Origin of the sequence: Amycolatopsis sp. NPDC059657 (assembly GCF_042734395.1) — a bacterium.
Taxonomy (GTDB): Bacteria; Actinomycetota; Actinomycetes; order Mycobacteriales; family Pseudonocardiaceae; genus Amycolatopsis.
On sequence record NZ_JBHWEB010000005.1, the window covers coordinates 156,313 to 172,463 of the forward strand.

Below are 16,151 nucleotides of genomic sequence, written 5' to 3' on the forward strand. Positions count from 1 at the left end.
GGCATGACGACTTGGGGGCAAGTTCTCGGTTTCGCCGGTGTGGTTCTGCTGGCGGCGATGTCGCCAGGCCCGGACTTCGCCATGGTGCTCAGGCATTCGCTCGTCTCCGGCCGCAAAGGCGGCCTCGCCGCGATGCTCGGCGTGGCGGCAGGTGTGCTCGTCTGGTCGGTAGTCGCCGTCTTCGGGCTCGCCGGATTGCTCGCGGCGTCGGCCGAGGCGTACTTCGTGGTCAAGCTGATCGGCGCGGCCTACCTGCTCTATCTCGGCGTTCAGGCGTTGCGCGCCGCACGTCGCGGTGAGTACACGGAGCTTCCCCGCGCCGACGGGAACAGCACGCGCGCCTTCCGGCAGAGCCTGGTCGGCAACGTGCTCAACCCGAAGTGCGCGGTCTTCTTCGTCGCGCTCGTGCCGCAGTTCCTGCCGGCGCACGCCAGTTTCGCCGATGCCGCGCTGTTCGTGCTGGTCCCGGTCGCGGTGACCGTCGTGTGGTTCACCGTGGTGGCGAACGTCGTCGGCGCGATGCGGCGGATGTTCACGAAACGCCGGGTCCGCCGGGCGATCGACACGGTCACCGGCGGTCTGCTGGTCGCGCTCGGGGTCCGGCTAGCCGCCCAGTGACCGCCTGGTCGTCTCTTCGGTTTCGACGACCCCGCGCCTGATCCCTTCGAGCTGCTCGGTCAGCTCGATGATCGTGCCGGTGTCGACGTGCGCGTCGCCGGTCACCGCGGAGAGTTCGACGACACGGGCGACCAGGCTCTCCAGCCCGAGCGCGCCGGATTGCAGCTGCGCGAGGAGCTTGTTCCGTGCGCCAGAAAGCCTGGCGTGCACGTCTTCCTGCGCCTGCACCGAGTCCATCGCGTGGCGCAGGTCCGTCCGCACGTCCTCGGTGGCGGTGCGCAGGCTCGCGGCCAGCCGCGACCGCTCGGCGGCCAGCCCTGCCGGATCGATGCGGCTCAGCGCCTTGCCGGTGGTGGCCACCCTCCCGGCGAGCCGGTGCAGCGTGGTCACTGTCTCCTGGACGCCGGCGCCCATCGCGGTGACCCGGTCGGCCAGCGGAGTGTCCACAAGGGACTTGCTGACCGACTCGAAGCCACTGGCCGCGGTACGGGCACGCCGCAGCCAATGGCCTTCTTCGGAGTGTGTGTCGACGTCCGGCAGCGCGGCGACGGTCTCCTTCTCACGACTCAAGGTCGCGATGCCCGCACGCGCGACGAGCGCGACCACACCCACCCCGATGGCGGCGGCGACGGGCAGCTGGACCGCCCATGCCGCGCCTGCTGAGGTGGCGGCGAGCAGCACGCCCCATCTGTCGAGCAGTTCTTTGCCGAAGCGCATAAGGAATTGTGGCCTAGAAGTTCGAAATGACGGCGGTGAAGACCTGGTCGATCGTGTCCGCTTTGGACGAGTCGTACGCCGAAGCGTTCGTCGCCTGTGCGATCCGCCGCAGAATCTCCTGGTCGGCGTCCGACCCATAACCGATGGTGAACATCCGGACGGCGTCGCTGTCGCCCTCCGAGTGCAGCTCGGCGATCAGGTTGTCGATGCTGATGCCGCCGGGATCTTCGTTCCGTCCGTCGGTGAGTACGACGACCGCGTTGATGGCGTCCGGGTCCAGATGCTGCTTGATGTGCTGGTAAGCGGCCAGCGACGAGTCGTAAAGGCCGGTGCCGCCCTGCGGGATGAGCCCTTCGAGCCTGCTCTTCAGCGTGGCGCGTTGCGGGCCCATCGGCGCCACAGGCACCAGCTCGCGGTAGTCCCGGTTCCCGTCGAGTTTGGTGGAGAACGACCACAGGCCGACCTGGTCGGCATCGGAGAACTGGCCGAGTGAGGTGACGGCCGCCTGCTTCGCCAGTTCCATCTTGTTCTTGCCGGTACCGTCGACCGAGTCGGCCATCGAGCCGGACACGTCGACCACCAGCAGCACGTTGGCCTTCTTCCGCAGCTCCACCCACGACGCGAGCAGCTTGTCGAGCACCGGTGCGCCCGGCGGGCGGATCAGGTTGAGCTTGGCGGCGGGGTCGACGCCGTTCTCCGCGGTCGCCTGCGGCCCGGTCTTGCCGTCGAAGCCGCGGAAACCGAGTGCGAAGAACTTCTGCTGCGCGTCCGGTCCGCGCATGGTCGCCAGGAAGTCGGCCGCGACCTGCTTGTGGATGTCATCGGCCCAGTTCAGCACCGCGTACGGGTGGTCGGAGTTGAGCGTGCCGTCGCTCGGGCTGATCGCCACGAGCGGCACCTTCGGCTTACCGTGCTGCCCGGCCTTCGCCGGGTCGTTGGTCGGATTGCCCTGGTTGTAGCCGACCAGTGAGGCTTCGTCGACCGCGACCGCGGAGATGTACGACATCGCCGCGCCCCGGTCGTCGGCGGCGAGCAGGTTGGACAGGAAGGTCAGCGTGTTGTCGCCGTAGTGCACGATCGATTGCTCGACACTCCTGACGAACGCGCGCACCTCGGGCTTGTCGATGTCGGCCGCGGTGAGGTCGGACGAGGTGCCGGTGGCGGCGAAGTACGCGCCGATGGTGGCGTTGAGACCCGACGTCGAGATATTCGGGTTCGTCTTGCCGAGCCGGAACTTGCCCCATTCGGGGTGGCCGTACTTGGCCCAGCCCTGCGGATCGGTCGCCAGTCCTGCCAGGTCGTGCCAGCCGATGCCCTTGCCTGGCCAGCCGAGCGCCTCGGCCATCGGCTTGGGCATGGCGATCACCAGCGGCGAGCTGGCCACGGAAGGCGTCTCACCTTCGGCGAGGATCGTCGGATGGTCGGTACCGCTCAGTCGCTGCTTGAGCAGGGTCAGCCAGCTGCTCGCGGTCGGCAGCCACACGTCCGGCCGGGGGCCGTCGGCCGCCTCGTTCCACCCGCGGGTGAGCGCCTGCGTGGTCGTGCCGGATGGCTTGGACTGCACGAGCACGTCCACGCAGTGGCCTGCGACGGTCCGCCCGTTGTAGTCGTTCGCGATCTGGGCGACGATCCCGGCCTTCTCCGGCGAGGCGGAGACGGTGAGCTTCACCGCGTCGGCCGCCGAGCACTTGGTTCCGGCGGCGCCTTCGGTTTCGCCATCGCTGGTGATCAAACGCAGGCCGACGATCAACCCGGCCGCCACGACGATCGCCGCGACGAACGAGAGGGTCTTGCGGGACATCGGGGACCTCCGCCTTGAGCCACTGGAGCCGTCATTCTCCAGTGACTCAAGGCGAAGATCTCTCGCGTTGCCTAACCGTTAGCTGGTCCGCGCTTGGACCAGGTCCACGCGTAGCCCGGATCTTCCGAAGCGTTCGCAGCCTCGCCGAGCTCCAGCGGGGCGAAGGTGTCGATCATGACCGCGGTCTCGTCGAAGTAGTCCGCGCCGATCGAGGCCTCCGCCGCACCCGGCTGCGGGCCGTGCGTGAAGCCCGACGGGTGCAGCGAGAGCGAGCCAATGGAAATGCCGGAACCCTTGCGGGCCTCGTAGTTTCCGCCGACGTAGAACATCAGCTCGTCGGAGTCGACGTTCGCGTGGTTGTACGGCACCGGGATCGACTCGGGGTGGTAGTCGACCTTGCGCGGGCAGAACGAGCAGACCACGAAGTTCGGCCCCTCGAACGTCTGGTGCACGGGCGGCGGCTGGTGCACGCGGCCGGTGATCGGCTCGAAATCGCGGATGTTGAACACCCACGGGTAAAGGCAACCGTCCCAGCCAACGACATCGAACGGGTGCGTGGCGTAGGTGAACTTCGTCAGCCCCGCGCGGTGGCGGACGAGCACCTCGACGTCCTCGCCCTCGACGAGCAGCGGCGACTCTGGCCCGCGGATGTCGCGCTCGCAGTACGGCGAGTGCTCGAGGAACTGGCCCTTGTTCGACAGGTAGCGCTTCGGCGGGCCGACGTGGCCGCGCGCCTCGAGCGCCATCAGGGTGATCTCGCCGTTCGGAATCACCCGATAGGTGCAAGACGTCGGGATGACCAGGTAGTCGCCGTCAGCCACGTCGAGCACGCCGTAGATGGTCTCGACGCGCGCGGAGCCGCGCTGGACGTAGAGCAGCTCGTCGCCGATCGCGTTGCGGTACAGCGGGCTCGGCGCGGTCGCGGCCACGAAGCCGATGGTCACGTCCGCGTTGCCGAACAGGCGGCGGCGGTCGTCGACGGCGTTGGCGTCCGCGCCGAACTTGAGGTCCTGCGACTTGAAGTGGCGCGGCTTGAGCGGGTGGTTCGGCTGCAGCGAGCCGCGGTCCTCGGCGACGGCGACCGCGTCGACGATCGCGGTCGGCAGGCCGCGGTGGTAGAGCAGTGCGGAGTCGTTGGAGAACCCCTCCACGCCCATCAGCTCTTCCGCGTACAGCCCGCCTTCGGGGTTGCGGAACTGGGTGTGCCTCTTGTGGGGGATCTCGCCTACCCGACGGTAGTAAGGCATCGATTCGCTCCGTAGAAGTGTCCGACTATCGAACGATTTTGTTCTCTTAGCGTACGCTACTAGCGTGTCAGCTGTGTCAAGCGCTGTGGAACTCACTCCTCCAGGTCCCCGTGGAACTCCTCCCCTCTTCGCGCGGCTTGTCGACGACTCGGCGCTCTTCCCGCCCGCCGAGGTGAAGATGCCCGAAGCACTGCGGGCGCACTTCGAGACGAGGGCCGGCGAACACGCCGGTGTACTGGGTGTTTTCCTGTGCCAGGCGTCGCGCCTGCCCGAGCTCATCACCGAGTTGATCAAGATCAAGCCGAAGCAGCCACTTCCGCTTTCGCTGATCATCGACACCGGGCTCGGCGGCGTGCCGAAGGCCATTTCGATCGTCGAGTCGCGCAGTGAGCTGCTCGCGCTGCGGATGGTCGAGATGCCTGCGCCGTCGGACGTCGACGAGGTGTGGCTGGAGCGTGTCTCCGAGTTCGTGCCGGAGGACGTCATCCGTGTGGTCGAGCCGCGGCGCGGCGTCGGCTGGCTCGATGGCGTGCGGAAGGTGATCGAGCACGGCAGCTGGCCGAAGATCCGCTGCGGCGGTCAGGCAGGCGAGAACTTCCCGAGCGTCGACGAGGTCGCCGACTTCCTGTCGGTGGTCAGCGGCGCCGAGGGCGCGTCCTTCAAGGCGACCAACAGCCTGCACCGCGCGGTGCGGCATACCGCGGAGGGCTCCGGCTTCGTCCACCACGGCTTCCTGAACCTGATCGTGGCGTCCGCGCGCTGCCTGTCCGGCGGAGACGTGCGAGCCGCGCTGGAGTCGACGGACGGCGACGCGCTCGCGAAGGAGGCGAAGTCGCTGTCCGAGCCGGCCGCCAAGGCCGTGCGCGGGCTCTTCGCGTCCTACGCGGCCGCCTCGTTCGACGAGCCGGTCGCCGACCTCGGGGAACTCGGGCTGTTGTGACCGAGGGGTCGCTGACGCTCGATCGCGGGCTCGCACTGCTGCAGGCGGTCGCGGACGCCGGCGGCGAGGCGGCGACCATCTCCGAGCTCGCGGTCGCCATCGGGGCCAGCCGCGCGGCCGTCTACCGGCTGCTGGTTCCGCTGTCCGAGCGTGGGCTCGTCTGGCGTGACGGGAACAAGGTGCGGCTCGGCGTCGGGTTGCTGCGGCTGGCAGGCGAAGTGCTGCCGCAGTTGCGGCAGGCGGCGCATCCGGTGCTGCGTGAGCTGGCCGAGAAGGTCGGCGCGACGGCGCATCTGTCGGTCGCGCAAGGCAACCAGGCGCAGGCCGTCGCCGTGGTCGAGCCGTCGTGGACCAACTTCCACGTCGCATACCGGGTCGGCAGCAGGCATCCGCTCACCGCGGGCGCGGCAGGCAAGGCGATGGCGTTGCGGCCGTCCGACAGCCAGGCCTGGATCACGACCGTCGGCGAGCTGCAGTCGGGCGCGGTCGGCGTCGCGGCTCCCGTGCGGGGGCTGCCAGGGCTGCGCGCGAGCGTCGGTGTGGTGTCGCTGGAGACGCTGGACGAAGCCGTCGTCGGGCCTCAGGTGGTGGCGGCCGCCGCCGCGCTCACCGAGGTGCTGCGCTGAGCAGTGGCCGCACCATGGTCGCCAGCAAGGCCAGGTCGATCGTGAACAGCAGCCGCTCGAACAGGCCGAGCGTCAGCTGCGGGCCGGTGAGCAGCTTGAAGAGGAAGCCGCCGAAGACCAGCACGATGCTGACGATGCTCGCGGTCGCCAGCCTGCGGATGGTCGTCCGGCGCGGCTCCCAAGGGCAGTTCACGTTGCCCATGCGGGTCAGCGTCAGTGCCGCGGACGGCAGCGCGATGAACGCCGCGAGCGCCGCGTAGTTGTGTACCTGCCCGCTGAACGAGCGCGCCGCGCCCTCCGGGTCGACCGGGAAGGCGGCGATGATCAGCAGGCCGAGGCTCCAGACACCGAGCAGCACGAGTACCGAGCGCTGACGGCGTGCCTTCGCGATGCCTGCCAGCAGCGCGACCGAGCCGAGTGCGAGTGCCAGGCACATCGCGCTGAACAGCGGCGCGGACGACGAGCCGCCGTAGACGTACTCGCTCAGCGTGTGCCAGACCGGGCTGATCCGGCTCGACAGGCGCAGGTGGAGATCGGCCGCGATCGCGACCGCCACGGCCATTCCGGCGAGTGCGAGCCGCCCGTGCACGGGGGAGACGGGGGTGCTCAGAGCAGGCTCCAGTTCATCGCTGGTTCATCTGGACGTTCTGCCCAGGCTACCGAGCGGACCTGTGAGGGCCAAAAACTACGTGAGCGACAATGTCTGAATGGCCGCGAATAGGGCGAACCCGGCGAAAATGAAGCCAGCGACACGCTGAATCAGCTTGGGCCGGATCCGGCTGCGCACCTTGGCGCCGATGAACACGGCGAGTCCGGCGACCGTGACCAATGCGACGAAAGCGCCGAGACCGACCGCGAACGGCTGGCCGATCCGCGCGGCCAGGCTGGCTGTCGCGAGCTGGGACGCGTCACCCCACTCGGCGGCGAACAGCACGCCGAACGAGGTCAGCGCGGACCGCGCGAACGTCGCGGCCGAGGGCCCGGAGCGCGAGGCGTCCTCGCCGCCGTCCTTGCCCGGAGTGAAGCCCTCGCGCAGCAGCATGAACGCGCCGATCCCGAACAGCACCGCCACGATCGCGGCCAGCAAAATCTCCGGCAGCAATTTCAGCGCACTGCCGAACAGGACAGCGAAGAGACATTGCACGGCGAATGCGACGCAGACACCGGCGAATACCGGAGCGGCACGGAAACGCGTTGTCAACACGAGCGTGGCGACCAATGTCTTGTCCGGCAGCTCGACGGCGAATACTAGGCCGAACGCGCTGATCAGAGCCCACATAGCGGGTGACATCGGTTTCTCACGCTCCTTCTACTGCAACGATAAAGGGCGGGTTCAGTGGATTCAAGGAGATCGGATTTGCGAATCGACGGTTTTGGTGGCGATCCATTTGTTTTGTCGGCCGGGCGGAAATGTGTTTTCGGCATGCCGAATTCCGGTTTCCGGTAGGGTGATTTCATGGATGTGGAACATGTCGTGGTGACCACCACCGTCAGCTCCGAGCCGGCCGCCCGCGCGCTCGCCACCGGTGCGATCGAGGCCAGGCTTGGCGCCTGTGCCCAGATCGTCGGCCCGCTCACCAGCGTCTACCGCTGGGAAGGCGCGGTGCGGACCGAGACCGAGTGGCGCGTCGAGATCAAGGCGGCCGCCCGCCGTGCGCCGGAGCTGACCGAGTTCCTCAAGGTCGAGCACGCGTATGACCTGCCGGAGGTCATCGTCGTCCCGATCGTCGGCGGCAGCGCCGAGTACCTGTCCTGGCTTGCGGAGGAGACCCGATGAGCGAGCGAGGTGGCCAGATCGATGAGATTTCGCGCCTGCTCGGCGAGCACTACGTGTTCCCCGAGGCCGCGCAGCGGATCGCGGTCCGGTTGTGGACGCGGCAGAACCAGTGCGCCTTCGAATCGTGCACCGACGAGCAGTTCGCCGCCGCCGTCACCGAGGAACTGCGGCAAGGCAGCGACGACAAGCACCTGCGGGTGCGCTTCCACGTCGACCCGATCGCCGAGGACCACGAAACCGAGTTGCCGGACCTCGAGCGTGAGGAGGCCGCGCTCACCGGCTACGGCATCGCGCGTGCGGAACGCCTGCCGGGCAACGTCGGATATCTGGACACGACGTTCTTCTACCCCGTGGAGCTGTCCGGTGCGGCGATCGCCGCTGCCATGACGTTGCTCGCGTCGACCGACGCGTTGCTCATCGACGTCCGGCGTAACCGTGGTGGTAGCCCGGAGGCGGTCGCGCTGCTGGCGGGCTATCTGCTCGACGAGCGCACGCACCTCAACGACCTCTATTTCCGCGAAGGCGATCGCACCGAGCAGTTCTGGTCACCTGCCTGGGTGCCCGGCCGCCGTTTCGGCGGGACGAAGCCGGTCTGGATACTGACCGGACCGGACACGTTCTCCGGCGCCGAGGACCTCAGCTACTCGCTGCAGCAACTCGGGCGCGCGCGGACGGTCGGGGCGGCCACCCGGGGCGGTGCGCACCCATGTGACCGATTCAAGCTCGCCGAGCACCTGGACGTCACCGTGCCCGTCGCGCGGGCGATCAACCCGAAGTCGGGCTCGAACTGGGAAGGTGTTGGTGTGCAGCCGGACATTTCGGCCGAAGACGCTTTCACCGTCGCTTACGGACTGGCGCTGGAACAGGTGCGGACGCTGGGCGGCGCCGGTGCCCGCCGCCAGGTCGCGGACGAAGCCCGGCTAGCAGTTCCGCCTGGGGACCGCCGGTAGTTCATGGCACATCATCTTGATGAAGTCACCGCGTGGAACGTCGTACTCCCGGCGCTCCACCCGCACTGCCGCGAACTCAATGCCGTTCGTGCCCACCTGGAAGGTCGGGTAGGTCTTGGCCAGCAGGCGCCCCATTTCTGCTGACAACCGGTACGCCTCCTCACTTCCGTAGATCACCACCTTGCTCGTCGCGGCGGTGTAGGCGGGGTAAAGGGCTTTCGCGGAAGTGATCTGCTCGGGACAGAAGGACAGCACGGAATCGTTCGGCTTCAGAAACCGGTTCATCCGCACACAGGTATTGGCGGTGGATGCTGCTTCGAAGTACGCACTGGCGGCGTCGATCAGTGTCGAGTACGCCTCGGTTTTCTTCGCTCGATCTTCCCTGGCGTTCTGTTCAGCGAACTGGCTGCGCTGATTGGCCGCGTTTCCCAGGTTCGCGGTGAACGAGCCGACAGCCGACCCCGCCACCGCGAGCACGGCGACGAGCATCGGGATCATCACCCGATCCAGCAGGGTCCGTTTCGCTTGTGGCTCGGTCGTGACCATCTGCGCCTCCTGCATGATCGACGCTGCCTGCGCGCGGCTTGTTACCGGCAGCCGGTCACGGTTCGGCGAGGGCAGGACCTAAGTCCCGGCATGATCAGGACCACTTGAACTGGCGGCCGGGACCTTGGCAGAGCACGCTCGGTGCGTGGACGTCTTGGCACTCGCTCGCTGGCAGTTCGGTATCACCACCGTCTACCACTTCCTGATGGTCCCGCTGACCATCGGTCTTTCCCTGCTCGTGGCGGGGATGCAGACCGCGTGGGTACGCACGGGGAACCTGAAGTACCTGAAAATGACCAAGTTCTGGGGCAAGCTGCTGCTGGTCAACTTCGCCATGGGCGTGGTGACCGGGCTGGTGCAGGAGTTCCAGTTCGGGATGACGTGGAGCGCGTACTCGCGGTTCGTCGGCGACGTGTTCGGCGCGCCGCTGGCGATGGAGGGGCTGTTCGCGTTCTTCATCGAGTCGACGTTCCTGGGGCTGTGGATCTTCGGCTGGGACCGGCTGTCCAAAAAGGTCCATTTGGCGTGTGCTTGGGCGTTTTCGCTGGCGACGATGGCGTCCGCGTACTTCATCCTCGCGGCGAACTCGTGGATGCAGCACCCGGTCGGCGCGGAGATCGTCGACGGGCGGCCGAGGCTCACCTCGATCGGCGCGGTGCTCACCAACAACACGGCGCTCGCCGCCATCCCGCACACGATCGCGGGTGCTTTCTCGGTGGCGGCGGCGTTCCTGGTCGGCGTCGCGGCTTGGCACCTGTGGCGCAAGCGGAACGAGTCGGACGAACCGCATCGTGAAGTCTGGCGTTCGTCGTTGCGGCTCGGTGGCTGGGTCGGCGTGGTCGCGTTCGCGGCGCTGGCCGTCACCGGCGACGCGCAGGGCAAGCTGATGTTCGAGCAGCAGCCGATGAAGATGGCGTCGGCGGAAGCCTTGTGCCACACCGAAAAGCCGGCCAGCTTCTCGATCATCGCGATCGGTGACGTGCGTGGCGCGAACTGCGAGGACGTCAAGACGTTCAGCGTGCCGGCGCTGCTCTCGTTCCTGGCGCACAACGACTTCTCGACCGAGGTCAAGGGCGTCGAAGACCTGATCACCGAGTACCAGGCTAAGTACGGCACCAACTATCCGGTCGATCCGGCGCTGGGGGAGCTTTCGGGCAAGCCGATCGACTACGTGCCGAACCTGCCGGTCACCTACTGGGGCTTCCGGATGATGATCGGGTTCGGCGCGGTCGGCGCCGGGGTCGGGGTGCTGGCGCTGTGGTTCACGCGGCGCGGGCGGATCCCGTCGACCAAGTGGGGACCGCGGATCGCGATGCTCGCCATCGCGACGCCGTTCCTCGGCAACAGTGCGGGCTGGATCTTCACCGAGATGGGCCGTCAGCCGTTCGTGGTGGCGCCTAATCCGTCCGGTGTGGACGGAGTGTGGATGTTCACCGCCCGCGCGGTGTCGCAGTTGTCCACAGGCGAGGTGTGGACATCCCTGATCAGCCTGACCCTCGTCTACGCGGCGCTCGGGGTGGTCGAGATCTACCTCATGCGCAAGTACGTCACCGGGGGCGTCGACGCGGTCATGCCACCGCAGAAACCCAAGAGCCCCAACGAATCCGGCACCGAACCACTGTCTTTCGCCTACTAGGAAATGCCGTGAACCCCAGCATCCCATCCCCCGCCACTCCCAGGGGGCCGGCCCCACGTCCATCGTATCGGCGCCGGGCCTGTGAGCGGCTGTCCACAGGTGATCTGTGGACAACTATCCCCACTGTGGATAACTCCGGGGCTTCGGCCCGGATTCGCCCGGAAGTGTCAGTCGGCCGTGGTATTGGCGACGCAGCGGGACCGGCCGACCGGCGCGAGAGCCACCGAAAGGACGTGTCATGAGCCTCGAAACGCTTTGGTTCTGCGTGATCGCCCTGTTCTGGCTCGGCTACCTCTTCCTCGAGGGCTTTGACTTCGGCGTCGGCATGCTCCTGCCGTTCCTCGGCAAGAACAACACCGAGCGCAGGCTGATGATCAACACGATCGGCCCGGTCTGGGACGGCAACGAGGTCTGGCTGATCGTCGCGGTCGCGGCCACATTCGCCGCGTTCCCCGGCTGGTACGCGTCGCTGCTTTCGGGCAGCTACCTGGTGGTCCTCTTGATCGTGCTGGCGCTCATCGGTCGCGGCGTCGCGTTCGAGTACCGCGGCAAGGTCGACTCCGCGAAGTGGCGCGCCGCCTTCGACAAACTGATCATCTTCGGCTCGTGGGTGCCGCCGCTCGGCGTCGGCCTGCTGCTCGCGACCACGGTCCTCGGCCTCCCTCTCGACGCCAACGGCAACCGTGTCGGCTCGCCGTTCGAAGCGATCCGCTGGGACACACTGCTCGGCGCGCTCGCCATCGTCGGCTTCTCGCTGGTCCACGGCGCGACCTTCCTCGCGCTCAAGACCAGCGGCGACTTCCGCGAACGCGCCAAGAGGACCGCGCTGCGGCTGTTCCCCGCGCTGCTGCCGCTCATCGCCTTCCTGGTGCTGATCCAAGTACGTGAAGGCGAAGCCTGGACGCTCGTGCCGCTTGTCATCGCGCTCGTCGCGGCACCAATCGCATGGTGGCGGCTCCAGAACGACCGCGACGGCCAGGCGTTCGCCGCGCTCGGACTGCTCATGGTCGCGACGGCCGTGACCATGTTCGGCGCGCTGTTCCCGGCCGTGCTCCCGTCGACCGGTGACCCGGCCAACGCATTGACCGTCGCCAGCGCGGCTTCCAGTCCGTACACACTGGAAGTGATGACCTGGGTTTCCGCGTTCGGCGCGCCCGCGGTGCTCATTTACCAGGGCTGGACCTACTGGGTGTTCCGCAAGCGGCTGTCCACTGCCCACATCCCGTCATGATCATCCCGAAGCGGGCACTGGCGGCGACCGGCGCGCTCGCGCTGGTCAACGCCGGATTGCTGGTCGCTCAGGCATTCCTGCTCGCGGGCGCGCTCGCCCAGCTGGTCCACAATGGACACCCAGGGAACCTGGCGTTACTCGCCGCGACGGTCGTGGGCAGGGCGGGCATCACCTGGGCGACCAAGGTCGTCAGCGCCCGCGCGGCCGCCGGTGCCAAAGAGGAACTCCGCGCCAAGGCCGTCGACCGCGCGCTGCGGCTCGGTCCGGAGTGGATCCAGCGCCATGGCACCGCCGAGCTGACCACGTTGACCACCAAGGGGCTCGACGCGCTCGACGCCTACTTCACCACCTACCTGCCGTCGCTGGTCACGGCCGCGGTCGTACCGCTCGGCGCCGGCGCGGCCGTGCTGTTCGCGGACTGGCCGTCCGCGGTGATCCTCGTGGTGACCGTGCCGCTGCTGCCGATGTTCGCGATCCTCGTCGGCAAGTACACGGCCGATCGCGTCCCGAAGGCGACCGACGCCGCGCACGCGTTGTCCGCGACGCTGCTCGAACTCGTCCGCGCGCTGCCCGTGCTCGCCGCGTTCCGGCGCGCGGAAGCGCAGGCCGAGACTGTCCGCCGGGTGTCGGAACGCCATCGCCGCGCCACGGTCCAGACGCTCAAGACCGCTTTCGCCTCGGCTTTCGTGCTCGAACTCGCGGCCACGCTCTCGGTCGCGGTGGTCGCAGTCGTCATCGGCGTGCGGCTCGTGTCGGGTGATCTGTCGCTCGCCATCGGGCTCGGCGTGCTCATCCTGGTTCCCGAGTGCTACCAGCCGCTGCGTTCGGTCGGCGCGGCTTTCCACGCCAGCGAGGACGGCGTCGAAGCCGTCCGCCGCGTCACCGAAATCCTCGACGAACCCGCACCCGGTGAAGGCACCGCGAAACCGTCGAAAGGCCTGGTCCGCGTCGACGATCTGCGTGTCGGAGAGCGCGAGGGCGAGTCGTTCACCGTGCGACCCGGCGAGATCGCCTGGCTCCGCGCACCCAGCGGCGCCGGGAAGTCGACGACCTTCGCCGCGCTGCTCGGTTTCGTCCAGCCGACGGACGGCACGATCACGGTCGACGGTCGTGCGCTGGCCGACTTCGACCGGGTCGCCTGGCGCGAGAACGTCGCCTGGGTCCCGCAGTCGCCGCGTTTCACCGGCGGCACGGTGCGCGGCGAACTCGAACTCGCAGGCGAGTTCACCGACGTCCCGCTCGGCCTCGACGGGTTCCTGGACCGCCAGGTGAGCGAACTTTCCATCGGCGAACGCCAGCGCGTCGCCGTCGCACGCGCGCTCGTCCGTGTCCGCAACGGCGCCTGGTTGCTGCTGCTCGACGAGCCGACCGCGCATCTCGACGCCGGGCACACCGCCGAGGTGATGATCGCCGTCGAGGCCGCCGCCGACGCGGGCGCCGCCGTCGTCATCGCCGCACACGACCGCACCAAGCCCGTCGAGGTCCCGCCGGGCGCGGCGCCTCCGCATCGCCACCAGACCGGGAAGCTCGCGAAACCCAGCCTCCGCGAGCTCATCGACGGCCACCTGCTCGGTGGAGCGGCGCTAGGTTCGCTAGCACTGCTAGCCGGAATAGCACTGACAGCGACCTCGGCCTGGCTGATCGCCAAAGCCTCGCTGCAGCCGCCGATGCTCACCCTGACCGTCGCGATCGTCGGCGTCCGCGCGTTCGGCCTCGGCCGCGCCACGCTGCGCTACTGGGAACGCCTGGTCACGCACGACGCGGCCTTCCGCATCGCGGGCCGCCTGCGTGTGCGCACCTGGCTCAAGCTCAGCCGGATCGACACCGCCGAAGGCCGTCAGCGCCTGGTCGACGACGTCGACACCGTCCGCGACCTGCTGCCGCGCACGCTGACGCCGCCCCTCATCGCGGCGCTGGTCGTCGCGGGTGCCGTCGCCGTGCAGACCGCGATCCTCCCGGCGGCCGGGCTCGTGCTCGCCATCGCCGCGCTCATCGGCGGACTCGCCGCGCCGGCACTCGCGCTCAAGCTCGAACGGAACTCGACCTCCGCGCTCGCCGCCGGCCGCCGCCTGGTCACCACCCGCCTGCTCGGGCTTTTCGAATCCTCGGCCGAGCTGATGGCGTTCGGCGCGGACCGCCGTCGACGCCGCGAACTCGCCGAAGCCGACGCCAGGCTCGCCGCCGACGCCCGGCGCCAGGCCTTCGGCGCGGGGGCCGCCGAAGCACTCATCGCGTTGGCCATGGGAGCCGCCGCGGTCGTCTGCACCTTCATCGCCGCCCCTGGCGTCGAAGCACCGATTCTGGCGCTCGTCCCGCTCGCGCTCGCCGAAGTACTCGTCACGCTGCCACCCGTCGCCCAGCACTGGGATGAGCTCCGCCAAGCGCACGCCCGACTCGAAATCCCGGCCGAAACCCCGCTCGAACCCATGGAAATCGAGCTCCCGCACGGAAAGTACGTCGCCGTCGTCGGACCGTCCGGAGCCGGGAAGTCGACACTGCTCGCCAGGCTCGCCGTCACGCATCGCGTGGCATGGGCCCCGCAGGAGCCGCAACTCGTCGCGACCACGGTCGCCGAGAACCTGCGACTCGGCGACCCCATGGCCACCGACGAGCAACTCCGCGAGGCACTCGACCTGGCCGTTTTGCCCGATGTCGCGCTCGAACGTCGGCTCGGCAGCGGCGGAACCGGCCTCTCCGGCGGCGAAGCCCAGCGCGTCGCGCTCGCTCGCGCGTTGCTCGCGGCGCCGGACGCGGAGGTCGTGCTCCTCGACGAGCCCACCGCGCACCTCGACGAGCCGACCGCGCGCAAGCTGCGCGCCAACCTCCGCCGCGCACTCGACGGCCGCACGGTCATCCAGGTCACCCACCACGCCGACGAAGCCGACGACGCCGACCTCATTTGGGAGGTCCAGGGCGGCCGGATCCTCTAATGTTGACCCAGCTCATGGATCCGACACTCGCCGCGCGCGCACTGTCCGCCGCCACCGAAATCACCACCACCGCGCTGTCCGGCGACGACCCGGGCGCGGTGCTCGAGACGGTCGTCCGCCGCGCCGCCGAACTGGCCGAAGCCGAGCTCGGCCTGATCATGGTCCGCACCGACGAGGGCGTCATCGTCGAAGCCGGCAGCGCAGACATCCGTGGCCTGGTGCTGCCTGCGGATTCCGCGGCAGGCCGAGTCGCGCGCGGCGGCGAGACGATCGTGACCGACGACTTCACCACCGACCCCCGCACGGCACCGTTCGTCCCCGACGAGCTCAAGCGGTTCGGCCCTTTCGCGGCGGCCCCGTTCGGCGCGAGTGGCCGCGTGCTCGGCGCGCTGACGGTCTACCGCCCGCATGGCGCCGACCCGTTTTCCCCGGCGACCGTCGAGGTGCTGACCGCGTTCGCCGCACAGGCGGGAGTCGTGCTCGCGCTCGCCGAGGGCGCCAACGCCCGCCACCGCGTCACGCTCTACCAAGAGCGCGAGCGCATCGCCCGCGAACTCCACGACGTCATCATCCAGCGTCTTTACGGCGCGGGCATGCAGCTGGACCGGGTCCGCAAACGCATGCGCAAACGCTTCGCCCAAGCCGACGGCGCCCGCCTCGGCGAGGCCATCGACCAGCTCGACGAGACCATCGAAGAGATCCGCGGCACCGTCCGCGCACTGCGCTCACCGGACCCCGAACCCGAGACCACCGACCTCGCCGAGTCCGTCCGCGGCGAGGTGCGCATCGCGGGCGAACTACTCGGGTTCCCGCCCACCCTCGAACTTTCCGGCGAATTCGCCGACATTCCGGCCGAACCAGCCGACCACGTCCGCGCCGCTCTCCGCGAAGCACTGTCCAATGTGGTCAGGCATTCCGGCGCCAGCGAAACCAGGGTCACCCTCACCCGTGACACCGAAGGCGTGAAACTCCGCGTCCGCGACAACGGATCCGGCGTACCCCAAGGCGTCGCCACCCGAGGCCTGCGCCACCTCGCCGAACGCGCCGAAACGGCCGGCGGCCATTTCTCGCTCAATTCCTCACCCAGCATGGGCACACTCGTCGCGTTCGACCTCCCACTGGGCTAGCTTGG

The 16,151-nt window shown here is 68.6% G+C and carries 15 protein-coding genes; 9 read left to right on the top strand and 6 right to left on the bottom strand.

What is annotated here, in order from left to right; all coding sequences use genetic code 11:
• The first annotated feature begins 3 nt into the window (after positions 1–3).
• Complete coding sequence (locus ACFV15_RS04840; protein WP_378348788.1) at positions 4–618, top strand: LysE family translocator; 615 nt, start codon at positions 4–6, stop codon at positions 616–618.
• Here the strand turns inward: ACFV15_RS04840 and ACFV15_RS04845 are convergent.
• The 3 genes from ACFV15_RS04845 to ACFV15_RS04855 all read right to left on the bottom strand — a co-directional run bounded on the left by ACFV15_RS04845 (position 604) and on the right by ACFV15_RS04855 (position 4,383).
• On the bottom strand, positions 604–1,335 hold the full coding sequence (locus ACFV15_RS04845; protein WP_378348789.1) for a hypothetical protein: 732 nt from the start codon (positions 1,333–1,335) through the stop codon (positions 604–606). The two genes, ACFV15_RS04840 and ACFV15_RS04845, sit on opposite strands and share 15 nt — an antisense overlap.
• 13 nt (positions 1,336–1,348) lie before the next feature.
• Complete coding sequence (locus tag ACFV15_RS04850) at positions 1,349–3,136, bottom strand: substrate-binding domain-containing protein (RefSeq protein ID WP_378348790.1); 1,788 nt, start codon at positions 3,134–3,136, stop codon at positions 1,349–1,351.
• A gap of 71 nt (positions 3,137–3,207) precedes the next feature.
• Complete coding sequence (locus ACFV15_RS04855; protein ID WP_378348791.1) at positions 3,208–4,383, bottom strand: homogentisate 1,2-dioxygenase; 1,176 nt, start codon at positions 4,381–4,383, stop codon at positions 3,208–3,210.
• A gap of 85 nt (positions 4,384–4,468) precedes the next feature.
• Between ACFV15_RS04855 and ACFV15_RS04860 the strand changes: the two genes are divergently transcribed.
• Positions 4,469–5,323 carry a hypothetical protein gene (locus ACFV15_RS04860; RefSeq protein ID WP_378348813.1) on the top strand — a complete coding sequence of 285 codons (855 nt, stop codon included), beginning with the start codon at positions 4,469–4,471 and terminating at the stop codon, positions 5,321–5,323.
• Complete coding sequence (locus ACFV15_RS04865) at positions 5,320–5,949, top strand: IclR family transcriptional regulator (RefSeq protein ID WP_378348792.1); 630 nt, start codon at positions 5,320–5,322, stop codon at positions 5,947–5,949. Before ACFV15_RS04860 ends, ACFV15_RS04865 begins: the two co-directional genes overlap by 4 nt.
• Here ACFV15_RS04865 and ACFV15_RS04870 read toward each other — a convergent pair.
• Both ACFV15_RS04870 and ACFV15_RS04875 read right to left on the bottom strand, forming a co-directional pair.
• A complete protein-coding gene (locus ACFV15_RS04870) occupies positions 5,930–6,511 on the bottom strand; it encodes a DUF998 domain-containing protein (protein WP_378348814.1) in 582 nt (193 codons plus the stop codon). The two genes, ACFV15_RS04865 and ACFV15_RS04870, sit on opposite strands and share 20 nt — an antisense overlap.
• Positions 6,512–6,634: 123 nt before the next feature.
• Positions 6,635–7,228, bottom strand: a complete 594-nt coding sequence (locus ACFV15_RS04875; RefSeq protein ID WP_378348815.1) for a TMEM165/GDT1 family protein — start codon at positions 7,226–7,228, stop codon at positions 6,635–6,637.
• Between the two features lie 177 nt (positions 7,229–7,405).
• On the opposite strand from ACFV15_RS04875, the gene cutA reads away from it, so the two are divergent.
• Entirely contained in the window at positions 7,406–7,726 is a 321-nt protein-coding gene (cutA, locus tag ACFV15_RS04880; RefSeq protein ID WP_378348793.1) for a divalent-cation tolerance protein CutA, read from the top strand.
• Positions 7,723–8,676, top strand: a complete 954-nt coding sequence (locus ACFV15_RS04885) for a S41 family peptidase (protein ID WP_378348794.1) — start codon at positions 7,723–7,725, stop codon at positions 8,674–8,676. The genes cutA and ACFV15_RS04885 overlap by 4 nt, the downstream gene beginning before the upstream one ends.
• Here ACFV15_RS04885 and ACFV15_RS04890 read toward each other — a convergent pair.
• Positions 8,647–9,222: a hypothetical protein gene (locus tag ACFV15_RS04890; protein ID WP_378348795.1), complete on the bottom strand. Its 576-nt coding sequence runs from the start codon at positions 9,220–9,222 to the stop codon at positions 8,647–8,649. The two genes, ACFV15_RS04885 and ACFV15_RS04890, sit on opposite strands and share 30 nt — an antisense overlap.
• Positions 9,223–9,367: 145 nt before the next feature.
• Here ACFV15_RS04890 and ACFV15_RS04895 point away from each other — a divergent pair, with 145 nt between their 5' ends.
• From ACFV15_RS04895 to ACFV15_RS04910, 4 genes are all read left to right on the top strand, one after another.
• A complete protein-coding gene (locus ACFV15_RS04895) occupies positions 9,368–10,858 on the top strand; it encodes a cytochrome ubiquinol oxidase subunit I (protein WP_378348796.1) in 1,491 nt (496 codons plus the stop codon).
• A 238-nt stretch (positions 10,859–11,096) separates the two neighbouring features.
• Positions 11,097–12,089 (top strand): cytochrome d ubiquinol oxidase subunit II, encoded by a 993-nt coding sequence (gene cydB / locus ACFV15_RS04900; RefSeq protein WP_378348797.1) that lies wholly within the window; start codon positions 11,097–11,099, stop codon positions 12,087–12,089.
• A complete protein-coding gene (gene cydD / locus ACFV15_RS04905) occupies positions 12,086–15,019 on the top strand; it encodes a thiol reductant ABC exporter subunit CydD (RefSeq protein WP_378348798.1) in 2,934 nt (977 codons plus the stop codon). The genes cydB and cydD overlap by 4 nt, the downstream gene beginning before the upstream one ends.
• 14 nt (positions 15,020–15,033) lie before the next feature.
• Positions 15,034–16,146 (top strand): GAF domain-containing sensor histidine kinase, encoded by a 1,113-nt coding sequence (locus ACFV15_RS04910; protein ID WP_378348816.1) that lies wholly within the window; start codon positions 15,034–15,036, stop codon positions 16,144–16,146.
• Positions 16,147–16,151: the final 5 nt, after the last annotated feature.